General features: G+C 38.3%; 26 protein-coding genes and 1 tRNA gene. 2 read left to right on the plus strand and 25 right to left on the minus strand.

The window, feature by feature from the left end; all coding sequences use genetic code 11:
- Positions 1-96: 96 nt before the first annotated feature.
- On the minus strand, positions 97-2,556 hold the full coding sequence (locus tag CRN97_RS09990; protein WP_097076783.1) for an amidohydrolase family protein: 2,460 nt from the start codon (positions 2,554-2,556) through the stop codon (positions 97-99).
- 165 nt (positions 2,557-2,721) lie between these two features.
- Here CRN97_RS09990 and CRN97_RS09995 point away from each other — a divergent pair, with 165 nt between their 5' ends.
- On the plus strand, positions 2,722-3,879 hold the full coding sequence (locus CRN97_RS09995; RefSeq protein ID WP_097076784.1) for a putative glycoside hydrolase: 1,158 nt from the start codon (positions 2,722-2,724) through the stop codon (positions 3,877-3,879).
- Between the two features lie 12 nt (positions 3,880-3,891).
- On the opposite strand, the gene CRN97_RS10000 is transcribed toward CRN97_RS09995, so the two are convergent.
- The 8 genes from CRN97_RS10000 to CRN97_RS10035 form a co-directional block, all read right to left on the minus strand.
- A complete protein-coding gene (locus CRN97_RS10000) occupies positions 3,892-4,488 on the minus strand; it encodes an NUDIX hydrolase (RefSeq protein WP_097076785.1) in 597 nt (198 codons plus the stop codon).
- A gap of 14 nt (positions 4,489-4,502) precedes the next feature.
- Positions 4,503-5,438 carry a hypothetical protein gene (locus CRN97_RS10005; protein WP_097076786.1) on the minus strand — a complete coding sequence of 312 codons (936 nt, stop codon included), beginning with the start codon at positions 5,436-5,438 and terminating at the stop codon, positions 4,503-4,505.
- A gap of 98 nt (positions 5,439-5,536) precedes the next feature.
- Positions 5,537-6,427: a DMT family transporter gene (locus CRN97_RS10010; protein ID WP_097076787.1), complete on the minus strand. Its 891-nt coding sequence runs from the start codon at positions 6,425-6,427 to the stop codon at positions 5,537-5,539.
- A gap of 3 nt (positions 6,428-6,430) precedes the next feature.
- Positions 6,431-7,081: a DNA/RNA nuclease SfsA gene (gene sfsA, locus CRN97_RS10015; RefSeq protein WP_097076788.1), complete on the minus strand. Its 651-nt coding sequence runs from the start codon at positions 7,079-7,081 to the stop codon at positions 6,431-6,433.
- A gap of 14 nt (positions 7,082-7,095) precedes the next feature.
- Positions 7,096-7,365, minus strand: coding sequence for a DUF1294 domain-containing protein (locus CRN97_RS10020; protein ID WP_097076789.1), 270 nt, complete (start codon positions 7,363-7,365; stop codon positions 7,096-7,098).
- A 24-nt stretch (positions 7,366-7,389) separates the two neighbouring features.
- Positions 7,390-7,938, minus strand: coding sequence for a prolyl-tRNA synthetase associated domain-containing protein (locus tag CRN97_RS10025; protein WP_097076790.1), 549 nt, complete (start codon positions 7,936-7,938; stop codon positions 7,390-7,392).
- Positions 7,939-7,960: 22 nt separating this feature from the next.
- Positions 7,961-9,811 (minus strand): tetratricopeptide repeat protein, encoded by a 1,851-nt coding sequence (locus CRN97_RS10030; RefSeq protein ID WP_097076791.1) that lies wholly within the window; start codon positions 9,809-9,811, stop codon positions 7,961-7,963.
- A gap of 30 nt (positions 9,812-9,841) precedes the next feature.
- Positions 9,842-10,957 carry a CapA family protein gene (locus tag CRN97_RS10035; protein WP_179670734.1) on the minus strand — a complete coding sequence of 372 codons (1,116 nt, stop codon included), beginning with the start codon at positions 10,955-10,957 and terminating at the stop codon, positions 9,842-9,844.
- Between the two features lie 126 nt (positions 10,958-11,083).
- Here CRN97_RS10035 and CRN97_RS10040 point away from each other — a divergent pair, with 126 nt between their 5' ends.
- Complete coding sequence (locus CRN97_RS10040; protein WP_097076793.1) at positions 11,084-11,611, plus strand: hypothetical protein; 528 nt, start codon at positions 11,084-11,086, stop codon at positions 11,609-11,611.
- Positions 11,612-11,627: 16 nt separating this feature from the next.
- Here the strand turns inward: CRN97_RS10040 and CRN97_RS10045 are convergent, their stop codons facing one another.
- The 16 genes from CRN97_RS10045 to CRN97_RS10120 form a co-directional block, all read right to left on the minus strand.
- Positions 11,628-12,071, minus strand: a complete 444-nt coding sequence (locus tag CRN97_RS10045; protein WP_097076794.1) for a GNAT family N-acetyltransferase — start codon at positions 12,069-12,071, stop codon at positions 11,628-11,630.
- Positions 12,072-12,073: 2 nt separating this feature from the next.
- The gene (locus CRN97_RS10050; RefSeq protein ID WP_097076795.1) at positions 12,074-12,547 is read right to left on the minus strand and encodes a MazG nucleotide pyrophosphohydrolase domain-containing protein; all 474 of its coding nucleotides are present in this window, start codon (positions 12,545-12,547) and stop codon (positions 12,074-12,076) included.
- A 31-nt stretch (positions 12,548-12,578) separates the two neighbouring features.
- Positions 12,579-13,079 carry a hypothetical protein gene (locus CRN97_RS10055; RefSeq protein ID WP_097076796.1) on the minus strand — a complete coding sequence of 167 codons (501 nt, stop codon included), beginning with the start codon at positions 13,077-13,079 and terminating at the stop codon, positions 12,579-12,581.
- 26 nt (positions 13,080-13,105) lie between these two features.
- A tRNA-Pro gene (locus tag CRN97_RS10060) sits at positions 13,106-13,178 on the minus strand.
- 30 nt (positions 13,179-13,208) lie between these two features.
- Positions 13,209-14,153 carry a lysozyme inhibitor LprI family protein gene (locus CRN97_RS10065; protein ID WP_179670735.1) on the minus strand — a complete coding sequence of 315 codons (945 nt, stop codon included), beginning with the start codon at positions 14,151-14,153 and terminating at the stop codon, positions 13,209-13,211.
- A gap of 172 nt (positions 14,154-14,325) precedes the next feature.
- Positions 14,326-15,069 carry a CPBP family intramembrane glutamic endopeptidase gene (locus CRN97_RS10070; RefSeq protein ID WP_097076798.1) on the minus strand — a complete coding sequence of 248 codons (744 nt, stop codon included), beginning with the start codon at positions 15,067-15,069 and terminating at the stop codon, positions 14,326-14,328.
- Between the two features lie 18 nt (positions 15,070-15,087).
- Positions 15,088-15,870, minus strand: a complete 783-nt coding sequence (locus CRN97_RS10075; protein ID WP_097076799.1) for a PhzF family phenazine biosynthesis protein — start codon at positions 15,868-15,870, stop codon at positions 15,088-15,090.
- Positions 15,871-15,900: 30 nt separating this feature from the next.
- Positions 15,901-16,434 (minus strand): histidine phosphatase family protein, encoded by a 534-nt coding sequence (locus CRN97_RS10080; protein ID WP_097076800.1) that lies wholly within the window; start codon positions 16,432-16,434, stop codon positions 15,901-15,903.
- A 41-nt stretch (positions 16,435-16,475) separates the two neighbouring features.
- Entirely contained in the window at positions 16,476-16,691 is a 216-nt protein-coding gene (locus tag CRN97_RS10085) for an N-acetyltransferase (protein ID WP_330400122.1), read from the minus strand.
- Between the two features lie 207 nt (positions 16,692-16,898).
- On the minus strand, positions 16,899-17,558 hold the full coding sequence (locus tag CRN97_RS10090) for a PIN domain-containing protein (RefSeq protein ID WP_044939199.1): 660 nt from the start codon (positions 17,556-17,558) through the stop codon (positions 16,899-16,901).
- Between the two features lie 350 nt (positions 17,559-17,908).
- Positions 17,909-20,116, minus strand: coding sequence for an EAL domain-containing protein (locus tag CRN97_RS10095; RefSeq protein WP_242962068.1), 2,208 nt, complete (start codon positions 20,114-20,116; stop codon positions 17,909-17,911).
- 359 nt (positions 20,117-20,475) lie between these two features.
- Positions 20,476-21,399 carry an AEC family transporter gene (locus CRN97_RS10100; protein ID WP_097076802.1) on the minus strand — a complete coding sequence of 308 codons (924 nt, stop codon included), beginning with the start codon at positions 21,397-21,399 and terminating at the stop codon, positions 20,476-20,478.
- A 1-nt stretch (position 21,400) separates the two neighbouring features.
- Positions 21,401-22,378, minus strand: a complete 978-nt coding sequence (locus tag CRN97_RS10105; RefSeq protein ID WP_179670736.1) for an NAD(P)-dependent oxidoreductase — start codon at positions 22,376-22,378, stop codon at positions 21,401-21,403.
- On the minus strand, positions 22,375-23,445 hold the full coding sequence (hisC, locus tag CRN97_RS10110; protein WP_097076804.1) for a histidinol-phosphate transaminase: 1,071 nt from the start codon (positions 23,443-23,445) through the stop codon (positions 22,375-22,377). The genes CRN97_RS10105 and hisC overlap by 4 nt, the downstream gene beginning before the upstream one ends.
- A 25-nt stretch (positions 23,446-23,470) precedes the next feature.
- The gene (locus CRN97_RS10115) at positions 23,471-24,307 is read right to left on the minus strand and encodes a dimethylarginine dimethylaminohydrolase family protein (RefSeq protein ID WP_097076805.1); all 837 of its coding nucleotides are present in this window, start codon (positions 24,305-24,307) and stop codon (positions 23,471-23,473) included.
- Positions 24,297-25,934 carry a M20/M25/M40 family metallo-hydrolase gene (locus tag CRN97_RS10120; RefSeq protein WP_097076856.1) on the minus strand — a complete coding sequence of 546 codons (1,638 nt, stop codon included), beginning with the start codon at positions 25,932-25,934 and terminating at the stop codon, positions 24,297-24,299. Before CRN97_RS10120 ends, CRN97_RS10115 begins: the two co-directional genes overlap by 11 nt.
- Positions 25,935-25,956 lie beyond the last annotated feature (22 nt).

A 25,956-nucleotide genomic window follows, 5' to 3' on the forward strand; every position in this document is an offset into this window, starting at 1 on the left:
TTAACAAATATTCTTCCTTTTTGTTATTATGTCGCTAAAAATTCGCTTCTTTAAATATAGCTCATTTGCATTTTTTAGTAAATAAAATTGAGTTATTTATTTGCTCTTAAATTTAGTTTTTAACGAATCAATAATATTAATCAAAGGGTTTTCTCCATCGAATGAATAAACATATCCGTGAAGGGATTTAGCCTTCTGCATAAGTGTCTTGGAATGGTTCCAAATCAGTATTACAGAGCGGCCCTTGCCATTCTTCGCCTCTTGGATAAGATTAGCTGCTGCACTATTTCCATCAAAAGCTACTACCACTGATGGGCGACGCTCGAAAATCTCATAGTTAATACTTTTGTATATTCCCATGCCTTCAGACTCGATTGAAACTCGAACCTTAACATCAGCTTCCTTAATCTTTTCTGCCTCTTTCTTTGTAATAAGAGCAGGCACAAATGAATAGATTCTGAAACCCTTATCATTGTGGTCTAAAAGATATTTTTCATAGCCGGAGAGCTTATGACCTATGACAAAGCAAACCTCGTCCGGACTCATGTATTCAAGCATATCGTCCATTTGCTTTATAGCATTGGCGCTGATTTTGGTTGTTCTATTTTCAGTGTTAAAGCTTCCTCCCAAGAGAACCACTGGTGTTCTGTCCCATGTAATTTCCTCAATCTGGTCCTTCAGCTCCGTGTTGGCGTCAAGCTTTGGTGCAGACTTTGCCTTGGCCTTTGAAATGGTTACGGCCTGCATCTTTTCAAGGAGAACCTCCTCCATGTCACGGTCACCTAAAAGCTCAGCGAAGGCTGCCTTCTTTACTGAATATGCCTTTTGGCTTTCTTCGATTATCTTGCTCTCGGAATCGTGCATTTGCTTAAGCTCTTCGTCCGTAAGACCAAGCATTTTCTCCAGAGAAAGCTGCTCGTCGATTGAGTTTGTTCCATAGAGGGCTGCACCATCTGTACCCTGTACACAGGAAATTCCTTTTTCGAGGTACTGCTTAAGTGGATGATTCTGAAGTGAATTCAGGTTGTTCAAACGCACGTTACTTGTGATTTGGAACTCAAGAACCACATTGTTTTCCTTTAGCTCTTTTAATGTCTCCTTGCCCTTCTTTGATGCAAGGCTGTATGTATAAAGTCCATGGCCCAAACGCATCTTTGGCATCTTCTGGCCTGGCTCCAATGATTCTTTTACGCAGGCAATTGAATGGGCTATGTTGTCCTTTTGGCTATCATTTTCTCCAGCATGAACTCTGATAACAAAGCTTGGATCAGCCTTTGCAATCTTTACGATTTCTTTGAATGCAGGCTTGAGGGTGATGATATCGTTTATCTCCTCGCCTACGAAATCGCAGCCTGCAACATATGGATCAAGGGCTGTTGCTTTAAGCACCTCTAAGTTCTGCTCCAGGTAGTTGGCTGGAGTGACGGCATCCTTAACGATTGTAAGAGGGATACGACGCATCGCTGCAAGGAATCGAATCATGACACCTGTCTCTTGGTAAATGCTTGGCATCACGGCATGAACCTGTCTAAGCATTTCGATTGATTCGTACTTTTTAACAAGGGTTGTGTCACTGATTTCTGCATAGCAAACGCCCTGCTTTTTGTAGCTTCTAGCAATCCAAAGAAGCTTATCCTGGAAGATTGTGTTGTGGCAATAATCAGGATTTTCCCTATCACGAAGCATCTGCTTAAGGGCGTTTTTAACATCCTCATCTGGAATCATATCCACCTTTGCAAAAGGTATCTGCTCCTCGCTTTCCTTTCCCTTACAGAATACATAGCGATACAGGTAAACCTTTTCCAGGTTTGTAAATACGGCCTGTCCATCCTTTATAACAGCCAGAGAATTTCTAATCTTTACGATATTCATCTCTGCATTGTCCAGGTTGTTTAGGATTAGGTCTGCAAAGTTTATAAATGTATTATCATTGATTCTGCGGTCCAAATACTTGCCCTGCAAATCCGATGATACGAACTGTCTGGCAACCTTTTCACGCTGGGCATTTACCTTTTCCCACTGGGCGTCTGTAAGCTCCAGCTCCAGTTTCTTCACATAATAAAGTGGATAGCGAATCTGATGAGCGATTCCCAGTGCAATGAGAATATCGCCTGTCAAATTTCCGTTCATGTGGGTGTGCAAATCTGCTCTGAATTTTAAATCCTTGCGGATGAATGTCTTGAATATTGTCTTTCCAGCAGGAAGCTTGAAATCCTTTGTCTGACTCATGAGAGTCTTTGCAATGGCTGGGATTGTAGCTTTTCTATCTACTGTGCCATCTGGAAAAATGCTGGCAATCTCGGTGTCTGCCAGTTTGAAGATATAGCTTTCCTGATTATTTCCATCTATAAAGCATGGGATTTCGTCTGTGATGATAAGCATTCCATTGTCATCCTGTGAAAGTGGGAGGTTACAGGTCTTTGAAAGATTACGAATAAGGTTGCCTGTACTGTGATTTGGCGTGGTCAGAACATAGTACATCCTGTCTAGATCCTTGTAGAGATTTACAATAATATCCTTCTCATTATCGAGAAAAAAACAAGTTAAATATGTCATATCCACTCCTATTATCCTAAGATTTTTACTATATTTTGTATCATAGAATCATTCTCATTACAACAAATCTCTTGTTCTAATTCTAACACTATTTTGCCAGAGCGTTTTAAAATTATTTAAATATGTTGTATTATTATACCTAACATACATTTGGGGAGATTTTTTATGAAATATATTAAACGATATTTACCTTTAGCTATTGCATTTGGAATTTCCGCGGCAATTCTTGTTGCCGTGCTGATTATAAGTTCGGTTAGTAAAGCCACCGTTATCAAGGAACGTAGTGACGATAATGGATGCGCTCCTATTATTTCACCTGATGAACATACCTTCTCACATCCTAAGGTCCATGGCATCTATGTGACTGCGCCAACCGCCGGCACTGAAAAAATGGATGAATTAATAGATCTTATCAACTCCACTGATTTAAATGCTGTTGTACTTGATATTAAGGAAGATTCCGGAAACATCTCCTTTTATCTAGACAATCCAGATACCGACGAAACCAAAGCTTGTATCCCATACATAAAGGATATTAAAGCGCTTTTACAAACTCTTCATGATAACGATATTTACGTCATCGGCCGAATCTCTTGCTTTAAGGACCCAGTTTTAGCTGAGGCTCATCCTGAGCTGGCGTTGCTGGATTCAACTGGTGAACCGGTGGTTGATTCAATGGGAAATGCATGGGTGAATCCATGCAAGCAGGAAGTATGGGATTATGTGACAGACATTGCTGTAGATTGCGCTCTCCTTGGATTTGATGAGATTCAGCTTGATTATGTTCGTTTTCCAGTGGGCCAGAACTCAGAAGATGCTGTTTATGGCGTTGCCTCTGATGATGAAAGCAGACAGGAATACATCAACAGCTTCCTTTCACAAATCACTTCTGCTGTTCATGAAGAAGCGTTTGCTCCTGTCAGCGCCAATGTCTTCGGAACAATTATAACAAGCGATGTGGATGCAAAGCACATCGGACAAAGCTACACTGACTTCGCCTCAAATGTTGATTGCATCAGCCCAATGATTTATCCATCCCATTATGCTGCCGGAGATTTCGGTCTGGATGTACCTGATGCCAATCCTTACGATACCATCTACGGTGCTTTATCAGGCTCCGCATATGCGCTGGCTTCCATCCCAGATGAGGATAAAGGGACCGTTCGCCCATGGCTTCAGGCCTTCACCGCTGAAAATGTGGAAGGCCACATAGAATATGACAAAGCCGCCATCGACAGCGAAATTCAAGCTGTCTATGATGCCGGCTATGATGAGTGGATTTTATGGAATTCAAAAAGTGATTACTCTGTATTATCGGAGTAATCACTTTTTTTACTATCTATTCTCTTCTTTATCTGCAAGGAGCAACGCGAGAATGTGATTAGCCTGTGGGAATTCGCCTGAGGCAATCATTTTATCAATCTGTGCTCTATTGTAAAGATGTACGTTTAAGACTTCTGTCTCATCAAGGTTCTGTCCGCTCACCTTTCTACAATTCTTTGCAACGTAGATGTAGGCGTAATTATCAGCCATAGTGGCATTTGATGGAACAGTAAGGAGAAACTTCCAGTCGTCGCTTTCGTATCCTGTCTCCTCCATAAGCTCTCGCTTTGCTGCCGCAAGAGCATCCTCTGTGCTACCATCATCCTGGCGGTTTCCGTATTCTTTGCCATCTGTGCGCTCAATTCCGCCAGCACAAAACTCTGTGTTCACTCGCTTGATTCCGTGACGGTACTGTCTAACGCAGATGTAATTTCCATCTTCATCTGTGGCTACTATTACCACATAGTCGCGGCGGCTGTAGCTGTAGTATGGCTCAAATTCTCTTCCATCTGGAAATCTGTATCTGCTTTTTCTGAAATCTATCCATTCGTCATTTACGATGTGTTCGCAGGATACCTCTTCCCACTCAAGTTTTTCGTTTTCGCTCATTTACTTATCCTTTTCTATCTTTGAATTGTGAACTCGTAGGCTGTGTTGTATGTGGCCACATAAAGTGTGTCACCCTTGATATCAAACTGCTCTGGAGCCGATTTTACCGAAATCTCATCCACCTTGTCGCCTGTGTGCTTATCAAGCAAGTAGATATAGTCTGGCTCGGATGTAAAACCATATCCGCAGATGATTGTATCATCATCCACGATGAAGTTACAAAGGCCTGATACAAGTGGCTCGCTTCGCCAAATCACTTCATTTTTCTGAAGGTCGATAGCTACGATGTGGCTTGATAATGGGTTCTCGCTAGAATATCCGTTGTGCATTATTGAAACATAAAGGATGTTTGCATTATCATCCATCACTGCATACTGAATATCCTGCACAGCCTGTGAATATCTACCTGATTCATCTGGGCCATAACAAAGCTCGTATAAATCCAAATAATAAAGGATATCCCCTGTGCTCTCGGATGAAATTGTAAGTGCTGTGCATGAATAATCATCCTTTGGATAGAGCCCCATGTATGTAAATGTTCCATCTGAGTACGGAAGCTTCTGATACTCGAAACCATTCTTCTGGCACCATACATCAGTGTCTAGCCAGTCCTGGCTCTCCTCCTTTGTCTTGGTAAGGGAAAGATGTGGGTAATCATCAGCATTTAATCCTGTGTTATTGAACTTATCCCATGATGGATTTTTGATGGTGATAGCTGCTGGTGTTTCTGTGATATTTTCATCATTGTTCTCAAGCTCATCATCTGCGATTGCAGATTCGGATGTTTCAGTTGAACCTTCTTTTGTATCAGTTGTTGATTCTGAATTCGCTGACGCTGCTGACTCTGTAGTCTGTGTATCCTCATCATCCTCAATTGTAATTTTAATTGTTTTGCAGCCTGTTAAAATAAGGCTTGCGCTTAACATTAATAACAAAGCTTTCTTTTTCATAATATTATGTCTCCTTTTTTCTGCATTTTCTAGTATGACACTTTCATCTATTTTTTCAATAAAAAAGACAACAGTTTTTGTCTGTTGTCTTATAACCTCTATTCTTTTTTAGAAAATGTAATACTACACAGCATCAGGAAAATCAGCGTAAATCCAAGCGCATCGTACACTGTGAACTTGTTTCCAAGGATTGTAGTTCCGATGATTGCAGCAGTTATAGGCTCTGCGAAGCTGTAAAGGCTGGCCTTGTTTGGGCCGATTCGCTTAACTCCACTGATGTATAGAGTAAATGCTCCAATGTTTCCAACAAGTACTACGAAGGCTATGCCAAGAAGTCCGTAAATGTTTGGTGTGTAAGGGATTTGCCATATCCTAAAGACAAGGCATCCGAAGGCTCCGCCAAGCAAGAATGACCAGGCCTGAGCGATAACTACAGGTGTGTCGCTGGTGATTCTTGGCGCAAGTACATTGTAAATCATTACGCATACCGCGCTACCAACTCCCGCTATCAGCGCACCCTTTGGTACTGAAAGGTTTTCGATGTTTCCATGGGTTGTAAGGAAGAATACACCAAGGATTGCCAGTAGTATTGCACATATCTCACCGACTCTTGGTAATCTTTTTCCCTTCAGACATGTCACCATCAAAATGAAAATAGGTGCTAAATCCTGCAAAATCGTACCTATGGCTGCATTTGAAAGCTCTATAGTTAGGAAATATAGAAACTGGCAGCAGCTAACTCCTAGCAAGCCATATATCAGCATGTTTATAGACTGGCCAGGTGTGGCCCATGGCTTGAAAGTCTCTTTTTTGTATTTTATAAGGCAGTAAATAAGTAAGATAATTCCTGCCATGCCCAGACGGATAGGCACAAGCCACTGGCTATCCATCTGCTGCACATCAAATAAATACTGGCCCACAGAACCTGAGAGCCCCCAACAGGAGGCCCCCATAATTGTAAGCAATATTCCTTTATAATCACGTTTCATCTGTTAATTAATAATCTCCAATAAATCTTTTTCTACATGGCACTGCAAAAACAGCACCTGTACGCCTGCGTCCTTAGCCTCTTGTAAAGCAGCTCCAAACTCTGGGTGAGTCTCCACATTGGGGCGCACCTCTGTAACTCCATCTACTTGAATTACAAAAGCCACCATAGCCTTATAGCCAAGCTTTGTAGCCTTTGCTAACTCTCTCAAGTGCTTTACTCCTCGCTCTGTAGGCGCATCAGGAAAAAAGCCTACACCATCTTTAATAAGTGTGCAACCTTTAACTTCAAGAAGATATTCATCCTTACCTTTTTTCATAAAGAAATCGATTCTGGAATCGCCATATTTATGCTCCGGATCGATATAATCGTAATCCTGCTTTTCCAGCCATTCTTTCACCACTGCATTTGGCGCCTGAGAATCGATGTTGATTATTCCGATAGGTGTCTCAACGGCAACCAAATCATATGGTGTCTTGCGCTCAGGATTTGTGGCCTTTTCCAGGTATACCACTCTGCCAGGAAGCAATAATTCCTTGCAACGGCCAGTATTTTTCACATGAACTGTTACTTCCTGCCCATCAATATCTACCTGGGCTATAAAGCGATTTGGACGTGATATGAACTTTGCTTCTACTATATTTTTATATTTCACTAATGATTTTTCTCCTATATCAAGCCCATAAAATATGCCGCTATAACCAACTGGATAATCAGAATTGCTGGCATGCCAATCACAAAATACCAGTGTTTTGTCTTGTGGTGGAACAGGTACATCCCTGCCCATGTTCCGATGCTTCCGCCTATTAAGCTGAATAAAAATAATGTCTTTTCTGGAATGCGCCAAGCACCTTTGATGGCTTTTGCTTTGTCGATTCCCATTACGGCTAAGCCTGCAATATTAGCAATGACCAAATATCCAAGTATCAACTTGTCCATGTCATTTCCTCCATCCTTTAAATTCTAGTCTTCGCCAAGCAATGTAACTATTCTTGGCTCGTAGCCTACTGCTGGAAGATATACATCAAAAATATCCTTTGCCGCTATCTTCATGCTTGATGTATTTACGCATGGATGGCAACCGATAAACTCGCTGTTTTTCACATCTTCGTCTACCAAAAGCTGTACCGCATGGTCTTTATCATTCATCAGCCCCATCACACTAACTGAGCCTGGCTCGATATCTAGATATTTGAGCATATCCTCTGGGTCTGCAAATGACAGCCTTGCTGAATTTATCTGCTTTGAAAGCTCCTTTGTTTTGAACTTTTTATCTCCTGGAATCATCAGTAGATAAAAGTTTGTCTTCTGTCTGTTAGACAAAAACAGGTTCTTGCAAATTAATGCACCAAGGGATTTATCTATCTCGGCGCAAACTTCCATTGTGTCTGCGGGTGCATGGTCTATACGCTTGTACTCAATTCCAAGGTTATCCAGATAATCGTATACTCTGACTTCCCTGTCTAAACGTCCTGTTGTGTCCGTTGGTCTGCCTGTTTGTAATTCTGTCATGTTTTTTCCTCGCAATTTGTCATTAAACTAGATTCTTGCTTTTAAGATACAGCTTCAAAGAAGCAGCAATTTCCTCATGATTATTCCACTCAGTTTTCTCGACTTCATCAAGATACTTTTGTGCTTCTTCATAATTTCCTTCTGCTATATCTATCTCTGCTTTCAGCAAATAGTATTCTAAGCATCCGCTCTTATCGCAGAACCAACATACAGGGTTCATCATCATTAGCAATAATGTGTTTTTTGCATCCTCGATTTTACCCATGTATAGATATGCTGTTCCAAGGGCAGCAATATCAATTCGATTGCTGATTCTTGCTACCTTACATGCTTCATCAAAACTTACTTTTTTATCTATGCAATACTTTTTATCATTTATCAAATTAAGATACGATTTTGCATAAGCCTTTGATTCATTATCCTTTTGCATAAATGCGCAAATACGCATGAGATTTTTGTAGTACATATCACGATAGTATTCTGTTGCATTTGCAAACATCTTCTTCATGAATTTCGAGTTTATGATTTTATATAATCTCTCGTAATCAGTAGTAACTGCTGGTGAATAATGAATTGCATGGCCAACAAAAGGAATCATTACATCCATTCCATCCAGATTTAATTCAACTACTTTTTCTATAAACTCAAGAAGGTCATTTATTGACTTTTCTCTCTCTTCCTGAGTGAATAATTCCGGCATTTCCACAAGGGTTACCAGCACATCTCGCAATCTATCAACCTCAGGATTAATGTTTATGCGTTTGAATTCATTTAGATTTTCTGCTGTAACCATCTTGTCAGATTCGTAATCATGATACTGACTAAGGTCGATGGATTTTATATCCTTTAAGATACACTCTCTAGCCTTTGCATAATCTTTTTTCAAAACATATAAACGGCCTGTCAGGCGATTTATAGTGTCAGAAAGCGCTTCCTTTGTATCCTCATCCATTTTTGATTCAGCTTCAGTCATAAACTGAATTCCCTCATCATATTCCCCAAGAAGCCTATAGCAAGTGTAAAGGTTTTCCAATGTACAACCTTGCGTATCCAACTCATTTCTTGCCATAGATTCTTCGAATGTCTGCTTCAAGTTTTCAGCTGCCGCTCTTGTCTTTTCTTTATCCAGTGGCATACAGAAATGATCTTCTCGCTTCAAAAGCATATTTTTTCCAATCAGCCATTTAAATACAAGATCTGGATTCATTGCCGCATCGTCTTCATCCAACTCTACATCTTTTAGTTTCTCGATTGCTTCCTCGGCAACCTTGATTGCATTATCGTTGTCACCAATATACATTCTCATATTGATATCACGATATTCCATTCTCCAATCAAACTCACCAAGACTTCTTGCTTTTTCAGCATATTCAATAGATTTGGTTGCATCTTCCATTCCACCATGGCCATCATCTGTAACCAAATCATAATAAAGCTTTTCAAGATCCATATTTAACTCAGGATACTTGTCTACAACCTCCTCTAGGCAGTCGATAGCATCTCGATATTGATTATACAAAGCATATGCCCTTGCATTTCTTGCATAAACCTCAGGATTATCTGTATTTAAATCGATTGCAGCATATCCTATTCCAACAACATCCTTATACCACTCAAGGTACTCGCATGCTTCCTGCCAGATTTCTAATACCTTTACATTCTGATCATCCTTCTCATAATAGTTGTGGCAAAGCTCCGCTACTGTATAATAATCCTCACGGTTAAACCAGATATAGATTTCATACAAATCCCAATCCATAAAATTAGGATCAATTTCGCGCCCTGTCTCCATGTAGCCCAAAGCTTCGTCATAATTTGCAGCCTTAAGTGCAACCTCAGCTAGTGTAAAATAATAGCCTGCATTTTTTTCCATAGTTAAAACTCCCTTTTTTTTATTTATAATTTATTTTATTTGTTTTCTAACAATCCCACTATCATCAATTTCTACTTCAACAGAAATCTCTTCCAGTTTATCATACAGCTGGCGCTGCTTTGCTTCATCAGCAACGTACTGGGTTGTGCAGTTTGCTTGCAATGCTGGTGTAATGATAACGTCCATATTTTCCTCATCATTATCTCCATAGCAATGAAGTGTGATAAGCATGGTATCCAACGTCTTTTCGTTGAACCAATAATTTCCAAGACTGTAGACTATTGGTACATCGTTGTAAAACTCGAAGCCCTGAAGGCAATGGGTGTGGGCGCCTATGATTACATCCGCGCCGGCATCGATGTATTCATGGGCTGTGGCCGTTTGGACTGGCTCCAGCACTGTGGAATATTCAGTACCCCAATGAGGTAGCGCCACCACAATATCCGCATTGGCATCGGCCTCTTTTATCTCTTCGTCAAAGAGGGCTGTGTCATAGCATCTGAGAATTCCTGGCTCGATATCTGTGGCCTGTGGTGTCATCTTGTTCTTTTCTGCACGGGATGCAGCCACGAAAGCTATCTTCTTTCCCTGGACTTCCATGTATACTGGCTCACTAGCCTCGGCCAGATTATGGCCTGCTCCCACATATGGAATCCCTGCTGCATCCAAGGTATCCATGGTATCAAGCAATGCATCTTTTCCATAATCGTACACATGATTATTTGCAAGACCTACTATATCAACCCCAAGCAACTTCAGATTCTCTACTCTGGCCGGATTGGCTCTGAAAGTGTAGGCTTTTCCGGGCAGTGGTTGTCCACGGTCGCTGTATGTAAACTCGTTATTTATCCACATTATATCGGCCTGCTGCATGGTACTTATCAACTCCGGTGAAATGCAGTCCGCTATACCATTTGCGCAGGTATTCAGATATTGGGTTGTGGCCCAATTTTCATCAAAGTTGATATCGCCGGCGAAGCATAATGTGAAATCGTATTCACCATTATCTTCTGTGGTAGATTCCACAGGCTGTGGCTGGCTATAGTTGGCCTCCTGGGCCGACACCTGCTCTTGCATAACCGTTTGCTTGCCGCATGCTACTAGCGATAAGGCCAAGCATATTGATAAAGCTATCCTTCTTTTCATTGGCTTTCCTTCCATACTCCCTAATATAACTAAATTTAGCTCTTATTATACAACTTCATACTTTAGACGTACATTAGTGTTATTATTACTATATATAACCTTTGTTCGTTTTAAGGTGGTGATTCTATGTTGGGTATTAATGGCATAAACACTAACTTTTCTCCATATAGTAATTCTTTTAATTCTGGCGCTACAACTCCTGTTGATTCTAAAATTGCAGATGAACTGCGTGCTGAGGGCAAAAGTGAGTCCTTAGCCAAGAATATTACCAGCGAACGCGCTGCAAAACGTGCTGGTGTAATTGAATGCGAAACTTGCGCCAGCAGAAAATATCAGGACGGATCTGACGAACAAGTATCCTTTAAATCTGCTGCTCATATATCACCTAATGCAGCTGCTGCACGTGTCCGCGGCCATGAGCAGGAGCACGTAAATAATGCCTACGACAAAGCTGAGGAAAGTGGCGGCAAAGTCCTTCAGGCCTCTGTTTCTATCCATACTGCTGTCTGCCCTGAGTGCGGCCGCACCTACGTCTCAGGCGGCACCACCCACACTAAGATTGCCTATCCAAACGAAGATAATCCTTATCAAAAAAACAGAAAGGAAGCCGATAATGGCCTCCTCTCTGGAATGAATTTCGATATTGGGGTTTAAAATCCTTTTAGTTCTTTTATATGTTCTTTTCAAATATTTGATCTGCAAGACCTACAATAGGAGTAAAATCTGCAATCTTTTTAAATCCATATTTTTCATATAGGCCACGATGTTCGCTTTTTAGATAAACTTTATTTAATCCTAGTTCTTTGCCATAACTTAGGGCTTTTTCTATTAGCTTTTCTGAAACTCTTTTGCCTCTATAGGATTCATCTACAAATACTAGATTTATAAATGGGTGGTAATTATATTCAGGTGGAATATATCCGTTCTCTTCAAAAACGCAAAATCCTGCTATCTGGTTAGCCTCTATAGCAACAAATATTTGCTCTTTATCTTTGAAGTCATGTTTTTCCATCCTATTAGCTAAATTCTTGCCTGGGTTCCATGAGCAATTTCTAGAAAATGCTATTAGCTTATCCCAATATGGTTCATTCTCATTTACTAATATAATCTCCATAACTAATTATAGCCCTTTCGCTCTTTTGCTTTTTCGACAAGTTCTTTAGCTTCTTCAAAAGCTTCTGGAAGTGTATCCGCAAACCATTCTTTACCTTCTTTTTCAGCTTTTTTTAGTTCTTCCCAGGCAGCATGCTGTTCTTCTTTAGAATTATATGTTACCCCATCAAAGACATGCGGGTGACGACGTATCATCTTTTCGGATACAGTCTTTGCTACATCATCAAAGGTAAATAAGCCTTCCTCTTCTGCTATTACAGAATGGAACATTACTTGAAGGAGAAGATCACCAAGCTCTTCCTTAAGGTTTTCTGCATCTCCAGTCTTGGTGTAATTATTAATTCCATTAATGACTTCAGCTGCCTCTTCTATGCACTCAGGCTTTAGACTTTCATGTGTCTGCACTCTATCCCAAGGGCAGCCGTTTTCACTTCTTAGGGTTTCTACTATCTCTTTTAATCTATCGATTTCTGCCATATCTATACCCATCCGTTTAGATTTAGTTATTCTATTGTCTCATCTTAGTTTTTAATTTTACATATATATCAGCAATACTCATTAATTTCTTAGCAAGTGCATCATTATAATCCCAGCTATCTGAAATGCCTCTTGGATAATAAGGATTAAAACTTCCTTCCCCTTTATAGTATGCCATATTTTCAAGTTCTTTCATTATCATCTCAAGTTGAGACTGTGTCATATATGATGGCATTGTGTTTGGATTATCAAAATAAATCTGAATATCAGATTTTGCATCAGCTATGAGATCTTCAAGCTTGGATTGATTGGTATCGATATATTTCGCATACAGATTTGAATCTATATAACCTTTTGCAAATCCTAGAATAATATTGCTCGACAAACCTCCCCCATGGGAGTCGGATATTATCATGATGTCCTTTGTAATGCTTGATAACTGTGCGTCGGTTAACTCAATCCCTTTTCTTTTAAGAAAGAGATTCCCTACAACTTTTTTACAACGTTCTAAGTCTTCATTAGATATATCCATAAGTATCCCCTCATGATTTGTAATAATCGGAGTGACGCGATTTGAACGCGCGACTTCTACATCCCGAATGTAGTGCTCTACCATCTGAGCCACACCCCGAGAGGATAGCATCTTGGTGCCATCCTTTTATTAATAACCTACTATACTTTCATCTAATCCGCCTGCATTCAAAAGCTCATTTATAGAACCCGCATACCAACTTGAAACTGAGTTATCCCATTTATCAATAACAGTATAGCCACTAGCTGAATCGTCCTCCTTATGGAATACTACGCATCCATAGATATATCCATACACATCTTTCTCGGTATACAGATCTCCACCTGTAATCCAGATGGTCCATTCACTATCTTCCTGACCGTAGGCTGATTCACTACTGCGCTCAATACCGATACAAGCACCTCTATCAATATCAAAAATCCACTGACCTTCAAACTCTTCAAGTACATCATCTAAAGAATAATCCTGTTTATCCAATTCAGCTTGAATATCTGAAGAGATTTCAAATGGCTCATTCAAAAGATTTGCAAGCTTTTCTGCCAAATAATAAACTCTAACTCTTGTAATACTAGCAGCTTCATCATCCATTAAACATGGAGCAGCACTACCTCCGCCGTTCTCAATACCTGCTACTTCTGAATTTCTTTCTTTTTTGGTTATCCATTCTTTTTGTTCTTTAACAAGCTCATCTTTCTCATCTCCTGACAACATCTCAGCAAGACGCTCCCAAATAGAATTTAATTCATTATCCCAAAGAGTATATCTTTCACTAGCCAGATCATTTATTTCAAATTGGGACATATTACTAGTATCAGTATTATTCAATTTAGTATATTCGGCTTCAACTTCCTCCAGTTCTATCTGAATTGTTTTTTCTTCATTTGTTTCTTCCTTATCACCTGATGAAACTTCATTTATTGTGCTAAGTTGATTTGTACCACTAACACTTGCAGTATTTACATCATATTCATTTGTACTTTCATGATTGTCAGATGCAAAATAAACAATACAGCCTACTATTAAGAATAATGCTATGACTATAAGTGTTATACATAATCTTTGTTGTCTTTTCATAAGCATTCTCCATTTCTAAAAAATGGCTGTAAAGATTTCTCCTTACAGCCTTATATATTTTAGCGGGTAAGCTTAGCTTGAACCCGCAGTGTCGAGTTTAGGCCTCCACAATGTGGAGGAAATTTGAGGAATTGATCATCGGCAATGTCCTCCTTTCCTATTCTCGATTCAATTATATCTTTTTATCGCTACCATAAGCAATTCTTATTGCTATTAAAATAATCAATAATTTACTTACATAGCCTAGATAATCACCCCCGCCAATTGCTAACTGCGATAATACATTTATCAAAGAATGAGTCATCACGCATAGCCATAGATTCTTTGTTTTTACATAAAGTGCTGACAAAATGAAACTGTTAGTAAATAACCCAATGAGAAAAGGTACTAAACTTACATCAGCAATTGTCCCCTCTATATAGAAATATAAAAAATGCCATATACTCCATGCCACAAAAGTAATAAGAGTAGCACATATGTAGTTAAGCTTCTCCTGCAATGCTGGCTGAAAGAAATATCTCCAGCCAATCTCCTCAAGCCCACCAAATGCGATATGTTTTACAAACATCACTATTGGAATGAACCATGTATTTATTATTACCTTTCCGCCAAATAGCACTGGAAGGAAATCTATGAAAATAAATAATACGGCCAATAGATAATCTTTATAGCTTTGCTTGACTTTGAAAAAGTCAGCTACGATTGTTTTAAAAGATATTTTTCTATATTTTACAGAAACTATTATTCCCCATAAAGCTGATGATATCCCACCTATAGCAATAGCTGTCATGCCTAGTGGCGAAGTATAGTCCACCGTAAATCCGATATTTCTAAGCAGGTATACAACTAGACATACAAATGCAATCTGGCCTAAAGCTCCTGCGATATATAGGGAAATAGCTTTTGTTCTTTTCATAAGTCGCCCCTTCGTAAGTTATAATTCAGCCACAATCTCTGATACAGCAACTAGTGTAGCTTCTCCACTGATAGTGATTCGATTATTATCCTCTAATCTACAATGTACATAACCACCACGCTTTGAAGCCTGGTAAGCTTTGATTTCTTTCTTATTCAATACTTCAGACCAATAAGCTGCTATCTGACAATGAGCTGAACCACATACTGGGTCTTCCGCAACAAGAAGTTTTGGGAAGAAAGTTCTTGAGACACAATCTACATCTTTTCCTCTTGCTGTAGCATCCTGTCCTCTGCCTGGAAGCTTTGAGAGCTTAACCTGATCAGGATTCATATTTCTAATCTGCTCTTCTGATTCAAAAATGCAGAGAAGGTCTGGTCCAAGAAGAGCCTTTATAGGGCGAACGCCGTAAGCTTCTTCCATTTCATCTGTAACAGGTATTTCAGGCTGTTCATATGTAGGGAAATTCATCTCCAAGAGATTTCCATTTCTCTTTACTGTAAGTTTTCCGCTGAGAGTGTTGAATTCTACTAGGTCTGAATCCTTTTCTATGTAATTTAGTATTACAAATGAAGATGCAAGTGTTGCATGTCCACATAGTTCTACCTCTGAACCTGGTGTAAACCAACGTAAGTGATAGCCCTGTTCCTCTTTTACAATAAACGCTGTTTCAGACAGATTATTTTCCATTGCCAGCTTCATCATTGATTCTTCTGATGGCCAGCTATCCATAACACACACTGCAGCTGGATTACCTGCAAATGGTGTGTTTGTAAATGCATCTACGATATATTGTTTCATTATTGCCCCCTTTATATTTCCTTTTGTATATTAAAAATTGTATCTCTTAACCTCACAGTTCTTGATTCCGCAAGATGAAAACTCCTCATTTGTCATTTCTTTAAAGTAGGATTCCACCATTCTTGCAATTCCATTATGGGCTACCAGGATAACTTCTTTATCTCCTGCCTTTATATCATCTATAAGATTATAGATTCTCTGAGCAAGATGAAGCATGGATTCACCAGTTCCAAATCTGCTTGCCATGTCCTTTTTTGCTTCGTGGAATTCTGCTCCATCTCTTGGCGTAGACTCATATCTACCAAAATTCTGCTCTTTGAGCCTTGGCTCTATTTCCATTGGTATTCCTGTAATTTCAGAAATGTGTCTTGCTGTTTCTTTTGCTCTTACAAGAGGCGATGTTAGGATTACATCCGCAGTAATTCCCTGCTCTAATATCTTTTTTCCTGTTTCTATAGCTTGCTCATGCCCTTTTTCTGTAAGCTCGATGTCTGTTTCACCGCAAATCTTATTTTCTACGTTCCAAACAGTTTCCCCGTGTCTAATAAAATAAAAATGATCCATGTTTATATACTTTCTAATTCTTTACAATTAATGTTTTTCTTTTATAGTTTTAGTACTGCAATAATCTCTTCTCCATCCATATCACCAGTCTCAACAAATCCAAAAGATGCATATAAATCCTTTGCAACTTGATTCTCTGGTTCATAAGATAACCAACAATATTCAGCTGGACCGCATGGATATGTCTTAATAAAATCAAGCCCAAGTTTTAATATGTCCCACACATTATTCCCGTTTACTTTTTCAAGCCTTAACATCTTTTTCTCCCAGTATTTGTTCTAGCTATATTTCTAAATATTTTATATGTTGTAACTGCCAACTTGCAACTACAACTATTCTTCTTTACTATTTCCAATAATATAACTTCTTAATTCTTCAATGTCCAACATAAAATCTTTAGGGTAGTTCTCTTTTATCTTTCTTCTATCAAAATGATTATCTGCTCTTGCCTATTAAACTTCTTTTTATACCACTTCTTTGATAATATTATAGATTTCTCTTCCGCTATCTCTTCCGAATACATGCATAGAATCTGCATACATTTGCTTTTTCTGAACTTTATCATGTATAGATACAAACGATATTATTTCATCTACAAGATTTTCATATTCTGTATCATCAAATGCATACTTTATTTTTTGGCATAGTCTCTCTTTTTCCTGATATTTGGCAAATTCTTCTTCTATATTTAATAATGCCATTTTTGAATCTACAAGGGCTTTTCGCTTATTATCATCAGGATCATTCATAGCAGAAATTGCAGCTTCAATTGTTGGTGCTTTAACAATAATCATGCCATCTGATTTATATTTTATGTTTACAAAATCAACAACTGCCTTAAAGCCTTTGTCGTTACTAATAATGGCAATATGTCTTTCTCCCTGCTCCGCTAATATTCCAGCCTGTACTGATATATAAAAATCTAATGCATTCTTTCCAGGAGCTTGTAACTTATATGTACTCCATTTGCAACCACTTTGCTCAATTAAGGTTACGTCACCCTTCCTAATACTCTTACACGCGGCAGAATAAAAAATTATCAAGATATCCTTATCATTCACATACTCTAACCCTTTAAGTCCATTATGATTTGTTACATTTTCGTAATCTACTAGTATTGTCATTTCTTCCTCCTAGATAACACAGCTTGTCTATGCTTACTATTCTGAAGAATACATGTGTCCATATATAACGACAGTATAACTACTTAAAGCTACTTAAAGACTATTTCAAAGTGATATCTTAACTTCTTTATAATACCCAGTAATACCTCTTAGTTCGATGTATGAACCGACAACAAAAGGTTGTTGCTATGACAACCTTTGCATAAAAAAGAGCACTACCAAATAGTAATGCCCATATATTTTTATATATTTTATTGCATAGAAAAAGGCTGCCATCGGCAGCCTATAATACAATATTACAACTCTGTAGAACCAACTTTATCTCCGTTAGCAACATAGTAGATTTTTTATTAGTGTGGTCTATTGTTTATGTTATCGAAATCGAGAATTTCAAATTCTTCTACAGGCATTGGCTTGTAGAAGTAGAAGCCTTGCATTCGTTCACAGTCTATAGCAATAAGAAAATCGGCTTGTTCTTTAGTTTCCACGCCTTCAGCAATATATTTATATTTTAGGTTACGAAGCATTTGTAGGATATGCTTGACCACAATTTTGCTTTTCTCAAAGTTCTTAGTGTTTTTTAGGAAAACATAATCAAGTTTAATTTCATCAACTGGAATTTCTGTAAGCATATTTAGGGATGAATAGCCACTGCCAAAGTCATCCATTTCAACTTCAAATCCTATATCCTGTAGCTGAGCAGTTGTCTCTAATAGTAATTCGTTATCATCAACATAGGCACTCTCAGTGATTTCTATGCTTAGCTGAGAAGGTTCAATATCGTACTTTTCGATAAGATTCTTGAAGTGCTTTGAGATGTTTTTGTTCTTTTCTATATCAAATCGAGATAGGTTAACTGATATAGAACGTTTAAATCCTTGCTCGTTCCATCTATGAATATCTTTGCAAACTATTTCCCAAACTAGACAATCTAAATCGTAGATGAGACCAGTTTGTTCTAGCATTGGGATAAATTGACCTGGGCTCAACCAACCTAGCTTTTCGTGGTTCCATCTACAGAGAGCTTCTGCGCCTATGATTTCACCAGTTCTATAGTTGACTTGAGGTTGATACCAGACTTTTATTTCATTCTGTTTTATAGCAGTAGAAAAATGGCCGCAGATATCTGAAAGCAGTCTTCCTGCTTCCCATTGATCTATGTTATATACTTCGTACCCCCCGGTAATAGATAAATGTGCTTTCTTTTCAGCTAATCTAGCACAGTCTAGCATCTTATCAACGTTAATATTTTTATAATCTTCAGGAGTTAAGACATAAAGACCACTGGATATCTGAACTTCATAGTCGTTGCCCTGATTAATATAATATTTTTTGACTGGTTCAAATACGTTTGTTTCCATTGCTTCGAAACCGTTGTCATCAGGTAGGCAGCATAAAACAGCAAAATGATCTGCATCAATTCTGGCCATAGCCTCTTTGTCAGAGAAATACTCCAATGATTTTTCTACCCAGAAGCATAGAAGTTCATCAGCAGAGTTCATTCCCATTTTTTCATTTATGAATTTGAAATTCTTAATGTTGTTGTAAGAAATAATATATGGAGTGGAAGGATTTTCCAGTAGTAGTTCTTTTACTTTTTCACGGAATCCGGCCATACTAAGAGCACCAGTAAGTGAGTCATAGTCTATCATTTGGCGAATTTGATTGTTGGTTCTTTTCTTTAACAGTTGTTGCTTTGCTAGAAAGTGAAGTGCTACAAGAACAATTACAATTGCACACATGATAAAGACATATCTATCGGCGTAAAGGTAGTCCTGTACATCATATTTGTACAGTTTACGAGAAGTATAATCTAAAATAACAGCCTGACGCTGGGTATCACTAATCATAGCAATACCTTCATTAAGTTTTTCTATAAGAGCCTGATTTTCAGGTGTATCTAAAGCACCAACTCTAAATTCAATAGAAAGCATTGTAGTTGGTTGAACATGCAAATCGATATATGAAGGCTTCTGAAGGACATAACTCCAAACGTAGGAATTCTGAAGTAATGCGTCAACTTCGTCTTTACGTAGGGCGTCTACACACTTGGACATATCTTTATACAGTATGACTTCAATATCTGGATATAGGCTTTTTACTGTGTCTGCTATACCAGCTTGAGACTGAAGCATTCCAATTTTTGCACGATTAATGTCTGATACATTATCTCCCTCAGAAGTTACAACAGTGAGAGGAGTTAGCATTAAATCGTCAGAAACGATTGATGACTGTCCAGATGCACTTTCAATTTCGCTTCCTAAAGGCATGACTATATCATAGGAGGTATTATCTAGCGCATCCTTTAGTGAAGATTCTTCCATAGCAATAAATTCTACGTTATAACCGATATTCTCACAGGCAATACGAAGTAATTCTGGTCCAATTCCAATGATTGCACCATCAGAATCATCTATATAAATCATAGGGCATCTATCCGCTGGAACGCCGACAATGATGGTATTCTCATTGCTTGAAGCAGCAAAAGAAACCCCGGATATAAAAAATGGGATAGCAAGAATTAGCGAAATAATATTTATAGATATAATTTTTCTCATAGGACTAAGCTTCATAGGTTGATACCATCCTTTGACATAATTGTATATGGTGATTGTACAACAAAATTGAGAACAATTTATGACCTACTAAAAACTAGGCTTTGAATAAAAAAGTCGATAATTATATTAACCACTTATTTCTTTGCTATATCCTGCAAAATTCATAAAGCCAGTAACAAGTTATGGAAGGCTGATTTAGATGTTTAAACATAAAAAAAGCACTCTCTAGGTTTCCCTAGAAAGTGCTTTATAATCATATCAAGAATTAATCCTGTACGTATGGCATAAGTGCAACGTGACTTACTGTCCAATAATATGGATGCATTGTCAGTCATTACCGGTTACTATGCCCCCGACTCTTAAATTAAGAATCTCTCACACAGGTAAATAAATGCTGGTAAGGTCAAAAGCATGATAATCGTATTTTGCATAATTGTTGTGGTAGCATATTTTACATCTGCATCATACTTGCGTCCTATGATTACATTAAGTGAGCCTGATGGCATTGCTGTCAACAGAACCATTGTCATAGCAAGTGACTTTTCCACATGTAAAAAAATCAAAACCACAAGTGTAATAGCTGGCACCAAAATCATTCTAAAGAAGGATGTAATGTAAGCCACCTTATCTTTTAGTACTTCGTCAGGCTTAATAGTATAAAGCTCCGCACCAATAATCATCATTGAAACAGGAAGCATACATCCGCCTAACACATCTACTGTCTCTGTTAAAACCACTGGGAAACGATATGGAATCACATAAAGAATAATTGCAGCGATAGCAATCCATATGATTGCATTCTTCATAATTGCATAGATGGAAATCTTTTCCTTCTCGCTCTGCAAAAGCATTACGCCTATAGAAAAATATACTACATCAAAAATGCAATTATATACTGCTGCATATAAAAGACCTGAGCCAGCCACAGTTTCTCTAATAATAGACATGCCAATAAAGCCAGTATTGGCAAATGCGATAAGCAAAGCAAACATTCCACTCTTGGTCTTATCCTTAAAGAAAGGGCGACTGCCTAAATAACATAATGAAATAACAATAGCATAGTATACTAACGTAAATACGATAGTATAACCAATTCCTATCATCTGCCTGGTAGAAAAATCTGCCTGCGATGATACAAACAAATTAGCTGGAAGAAAGATGTATATCAACATTTCTGATAATCCTTTCTTCACAGCCTCATCCATAATTTTAAAATGTGCAGCAAAAAATCCTGCCGCCATCAAAACAAAAATTTTTAATGTGATTGAAACTAATACACTCATCTTACCTAACTAATTCAGTAATCTCCTCATTTTTTCCAGCGAGGAAATATCCGAGATTTGCCCCACTGATTCTTTGTAGTTTCTCGATAGACTCCTGACTGTAGAACGCACTGTGAGGTGTTATGATTACATTTTTTCGGTGAAGCAAACTACATATATTTAAATCTGGATTCTCTTCTTCAAGAACATCTATGCCCGCGCCTCTAATCAATCCCCTATTCAGAGCATTTACAAGAGCCTGTTCATTAACGCTGCCTCCACGCCCTACATTAATAAATATCGGTCTACGCTTCATTTTAACAAAAGCATCCTCATCAAAAAAGTGTCTGTTTTCCTCGGTAAGATTCATATGATTAGTAATAATGTCAGCTCTGGAGAATGCCTCCTTTTTGTTCACAAACTCCACTCCAGCCACATCATACTCACTGGCAGCGTATGGATCCACAGCCAAAACCTTCATTCCAAGGGCAATAGCTATTGTTGCCACACGTCTGCCAATTTTCCCAAATCCAAATATAGCCAGTGTCTGACTGCATAAATTAGGATTTCCATCTATTGAATAATACTTCCACTCCCTCTTATCATTGATTTGTCTGTCATAGAATTTCAGATTACGATTCAGGGCACACATCAGTGCAATGGCATGTTCTGCCACCTCCTGCGTACAATATTCCTGAATATGGCACACTGCCACATTGTTCTGCTTAGCGCTCTCAAGATTGATATTTGAATATCCCACACCACTAACTGAAATACATTTTAAGCTTGGACATGCGGCCAGTATCTCTTCATCAGCCTCAATAAATCCAGTGACCAGCCCATCTGCATCCTGCAATACCTTGATAAAATCATCCTTATCCTTATAGGCATGCACTACCGTATCAACTGGCTCTCCAAGTGCCTCTTCAATGCTTTCAATTGTGATGGAATAATCCTCTTCCAGTGCGCTTTCATAATCCGCAATTACAATTTTTTTCAAACCTTTACCTCCGCTAAAATCTCCTTGATTGCAATCAGTACAACAGCCATTTCCTGTTCTGTTCCAATGGTGATTCGAAGATATTTATCTAGTTTTTCATCAGCAAAGTGACGAGTGAGAATTCCTTCTTCTTTCAGCTTCTCACAAAGCTCCGATGAAGAAATTGCATCATGATAACAAAATACAAAGTTTGCCTTTGATGGAATAACATGAAATCCCAGCTTCTCCAAATCTGATTTGAACTGCTCTCGATTGGTTACAATTCTGTTAATGCATTTATCCAGATAATAAGTGTCCTTCACTGCTGCAATTCCAGCTGCCATAGTAACAGAATTAAGATTAAATGGATTAAAAGAAAACTTTATGCTATTCATATCAGCAATAATTTCTTTTGACGCTATGGCAAAGCCAATATGTGTTCCCGCCATATTTCTAGATTTTGAGAAAGTACGAACAACAACAAGATTTGGATATTTTGTAGCGAGCGGCAAACATGTCTCTCCCCAGTAATCTGCATATGCCTCATCCACTATTACCATTCTGTTAGGATTCTTTTTAACAAGCTTTTCAATATCCGCTATTGGAATTGCTTTTCCCGTAGGATTATTAGGATTTGCAAAAATAATATCTCCTTCCAAATCCATGTAATCATTTATGTCGATTGAAAAGTCATCCTTAACTGGGATCTCCTCCATATCAAGTCCATAGGTCTTTGCATAAGTACGATAGAAACCATATGTAATATCTGGGAAATATATCTTCATTCCTCTTCTGAAGAAGCTCATAAGTACAAAGGATAGTACCTCATCTGCTCCGTTACCTACAAAAACCTCTTCTTCTGTCACTCCATATACAGATGCAACTGCTTTACGAAATTCATGACAATGTGGATCGGCGTAATAGCTCATATTCCAAATCTCGCTTTTTGAAATTGCCTCAAATACCTTTGGTGAAGGTGGCAGCGAGGTCTCATTTGCATTTAATTTAATGTATAACTTATCCTTTGGCTGTTCCCCTGGAACATAAGGCTCCATCTCTTTATATTCATCTACTAAAAAAATACTCATTACTATAGTGTCCCTTCATAATTATTTATATACGTTCAAGCGGAAATGTCATGCAATGTGGTCCGCCGCCTGCCTTTAAAATTTCGGTAATGTCCATCTCTATTACCTTCATGCCTCTTTTTACCAATTCCTCATTAACCTTTTTATTCTGCTTAAGCGAGAGTACGGTATGATTTCCAAGAGCCTGTAAATTACAGCCATGTAAAAAGATTGCCTCCTCGGGAACAGGTATTAATTCCACTCCTCTTTCTTTCAAAAGCTCCTTGAAATCCTCTGGCAAGCCATCCACATATGCCACAGCCAAATGATCATCTACCAAGTTAAAACACATATCTAAATGTAAATATTCTTTCTTAAGAGGAACTCCAGTCACTTCATATCCAAGCGGCTCCAATATGGCTTTCAGCTCCTTTAGACCTTCCTCATCAGTTCTGTCAGCCATACCTACCGCTACCCATTTTTCACTCATAAACATGAAGTCTCCCCCCTCAAAGAGTCCCTTCTTCACTTCTCCTATTTTTGGAATACCAAGCTCAGCCATACGCTTCTCATAATCAACATGTTCCATGTAGCGCATGTCCAGCTTGAAGTTTCCAAGGATATATCCTTCCTTTACACACCCACCAAAATCTCTTGCAAAAACTGAGTTTGGGCGCTCATCATCTGCGTCTAAAAACTCCACCTCAATACCAGCATCCTCATAGCTTTTTACAAACTCCTCATGTTCACGAAGCATAACCTCCACATCCATAGTGGTATCCTTCCACTTTTTAGCTATTTCATTTATTGGCGCTGGCTTTAAATACTCAGGTCTTGAAACCAAAACCTTCTTTAATTCCCCCGTACCATTTTTAACAAACATTTAAAAATACCTCCGTAGTTTTCATAATCAGATTTGGTAACACTCCAAAGCTATATGGTATCTGTAATCTCTCTGTGCTTTTATGAGCATCTTTTCCGTAAACTCCAAAATTGACAGCTTTAATATTCAGCTTTTTAATCTGTTCCAAAGGCAATGGATATAGCTGCTGCATCTGAGGAAAATTTCGTTTAAGTGTAGCAATTGATTCCATGGAATCATCTAGTGATAAATAGCTGCTATCTGACAGACTCGGAAAAAATCCATCCATCTTATATGTGATGTTATATTCTTTTTCCACAGTCTTAAGAATTTCTCCAAGCTTATCCACTGTTTCATCATCCTTTTTCAAGGTATTATGTGGACAATAAGGAGTTGCATAGTAAAGCACTACAACTGGATGATAAATATTTGCCCTTGCAAGCAAAATTTGTATATACGATACGGGAATCTCCCTTTTATCCACTCCAGCCTCCTGTAGCTTTACAGTCTCCTCAGCAAGAATTTTATCTATGGATTCATCCTGATTCTTTACCATCTGATATAAATCTTCATATGACATGACAGACCAGCTGTTTTTTATCTGCTGAAAATCTTTTCCCGACTTTTCACAATAGGCTTTGTACTTATTATTCAAATCTGCTGTAGCTCTTCTAACAGCCTTATCACCTGCAGTCAGAAGCTTTTTAGTTATGTCACGAACATCTGAATTCAAAACAAAATAATTAAAATATACCAAAGCTTCCTTGGCTGTCTGCACGTTATACCAGCCCTTCAAATCCTTACTTTTCAAAAGTGTAGGAGGCAGAGCATATTCCCCCTCGTAGGAATCCGAATACTCAGGATTCAAATTTAATTCCTTTATTAACTCCGCCATTACTGTGGTAGGATCATAACCTTCGAAGCACTGTCCCACATGTGTTTCACGTCCCTGAATATAAAAGCATGGAAGAAGCTTTCCGCCTACACCAGTGTATATATAATGATGCTTGTCCCCTGGATACATAGGGCAAGTGTAGTCATTATTTATCGCCAATACGTACTCTAAGTTATATTCTTTTTTCAGATTTTCAATTACTTCTATTCCTTCAATAATTCCCGTATGAAGATTCTCCTCAACAGGATTCAAGGAAAGAAGAATATTACCAGACAAATTATCTACATGCTCAGATAGTTCCTTAAGCAAAATCATGAATACTGCATCACCGCTTTTCATGTCACAGGCACCGCGACCAAATAAATATTCACCTGACTCCAAATCCTTTTTGACTTCTTCTGACAATTCAATCTGCTTTAACTGTTCTGCCAAACCATCACAATCAAAAGCATATCCAGAAAGCGCTCCATAATCTTCCACCCCAACGGTATCTGTGTGACCATGGAAAATTATGGTTTTATTATTTTTATCCTTCTGGCCAAGCAACAGTGCAAACACATTTCTTCGTTCCAACTTATCGTTCTTAAGTGTCTGCACAATAACCTGCTTAGGATGTTCTTTAAAATATGGTATTGCTCTTAAATATTCTTCAATGAAGAGCCCTATATTCTTTTCTCCCTTTGTAGTATTTACACTGCTTACAGCTACCATATTTTTTGTCAGCTGCAACATTTCTTCATTTATTTTCAACATTTTTCCAAAATAAAAAGGCACT

The organism is Pseudobutyrivibrio ruminis DSM 9787, assembly GCF_900218035.1.
GTDB classification, from domain to species: domain Bacteria; phylum Bacillota; class Clostridia; order Lachnospirales; family Lachnospiraceae; genus Pseudobutyrivibrio; species Pseudobutyrivibrio ruminis.

Bases quoted from the DNA above. Each gene is read 5' to 3' on its own strand.
- CRN97_RS09990 (WP_097076783.1), bottom strand. From the start codon at position 2,556: ATGACATATTTAACTTGTTTTTTTCTCGATAATGAGAAGGATATTATT.
- CRN97_RS09995 (WP_097076784.1), top strand. From the start codon at position 2,722: ATGAAATATATTAAACGATATTTACCTTTAGCTATTGCATTTGGAATT.
- CRN97_RS10000 (WP_097076785.1), bottom strand. From the start codon at position 4,488: ATGAGCGAAAACGAAAAACTTGAGTGGGAAGAGGTATCCTGCGAACAC.
- CRN97_RS10005 (WP_097076786.1), bottom strand. From the start codon at position 5,438: ATGAAAAAGAAAGCTTTGTTATTAATGTTAAGCGCAAGCCTTATTTTA.
- CRN97_RS10010 (WP_097076787.1), bottom strand. From the start codon at position 6,427: ATGAAACGTGATTATAAAGGAATATTGCTTACAATTATGGGGGCCTCC.
- CRN97_RS10020 (WP_097076789.1), bottom strand. From the start codon at position 7,365: ATGGACAAGTTGATACTTGGATATTTGGTCATTGCTAATATTGCAGGC.
- CRN97_RS10025 (WP_097076790.1), bottom strand. From the start codon at position 7,938: ATGACAGAATTACAAACAGGCAGACCAACGGACACAACAGGACGTTTA.
- CRN97_RS10030 (WP_097076791.1), bottom strand. From the start codon at position 9,811: ATGGAAAAAAATGCAGGCTATTATTTTACACTAGCTGAGGTTGCACTT.
- CRN97_RS10035 (WP_179670734.1), bottom strand. From the start codon at position 10,957: ATGAAAAGAAGGATAGCTTTATCAATATGCTTGGCCTTATCGCTAGTA.
- CRN97_RS10040 (WP_097076793.1), top strand. From the start codon at position 11,084: ATGTTGGGTATTAATGGCATAAACACTAACTTTTCTCCATATAGTAAT.
- CRN97_RS10045 (WP_097076794.1), bottom strand. From the start codon at position 12,071: ATGGAGATTATATTAGTAAATGAGAATGAACCATATTGGGATAAGCTA.
- CRN97_RS10050 (WP_097076795.1), bottom strand. From the start codon at position 12,547: ATGGCAGAAATCGATAGATTAAAAGAGATAGTAGAAACCCTAAGAAGT.
- CRN97_RS10055 (WP_097076796.1), bottom strand. From the start codon at position 13,079: ATGGATATATCTAATGAAGACTTAGAACGTTGTAAAAAAGTTGTAGGG.
- CRN97_RS10065 (WP_179670735.1), bottom strand. From the start codon at position 14,153: ATGAAAAGACAACAAAGATTATGTATAACACTTATAGTCATAGCATTA.
- CRN97_RS10070 (WP_097076798.1), bottom strand. From the start codon at position 15,069: ATGAAAAGAACAAAAGCTATTTCCCTATATATCGCAGGAGCTTTAGGC.
- CRN97_RS10075 (WP_097076799.1), bottom strand. From the start codon at position 15,870: ATGAAACAATATATCGTAGATGCATTTACAAACACACCATTTGCAGGT.
- CRN97_RS10080 (WP_097076800.1), bottom strand. From the start codon at position 16,434: ATGGATCATTTTTATTTTATTAGACACGGGGAAACTGTTTGGAACGTA.
- CRN97_RS10085 (WP_330400122.1), bottom strand. From the start codon at position 16,691: ATGTTAAGGCTTGAAAAAGTAAACGGGAATAATGTGTGGGACATATTA.
- CRN97_RS10090 (WP_044939199.1), bottom strand. From the start codon at position 17,558: ATGACAATACTAGTAGATTACGAAAATGTAACAAATCATAATGGACTT.
- CRN97_RS10095 (WP_242962068.1), bottom strand. From the start codon at position 20,116: ATGAGAAAAATTATATCTATAAATATTATTTCGCTAATTCTTGCTATC.
- CRN97_RS10100 (WP_097076802.1), bottom strand. From the start codon at position 21,399: ATGAGTGTATTAGTTTCAATCACATTAAAAATTTTTGTTTTGATGGCG.
- hisC (WP_097076804.1), bottom strand. From the start codon at position 23,445: ATGAGTATTTTTTTAGTAGATGAATATAAAGAGATGGAGCCTTATGTT.
- CRN97_RS10115 (WP_097076805.1), bottom strand. From the start codon at position 24,307: ATGTTTGTTAAAAATGGTACGGGGGAATTAAAGAAGGTTTTGGTTTCA.
- CRN97_RS10120 (WP_097076856.1), bottom strand. From the start codon at position 25,934: ATGTTGAAAATAAATGAAGAAATGTTGCAGCTGACAAAAAATATGGTA.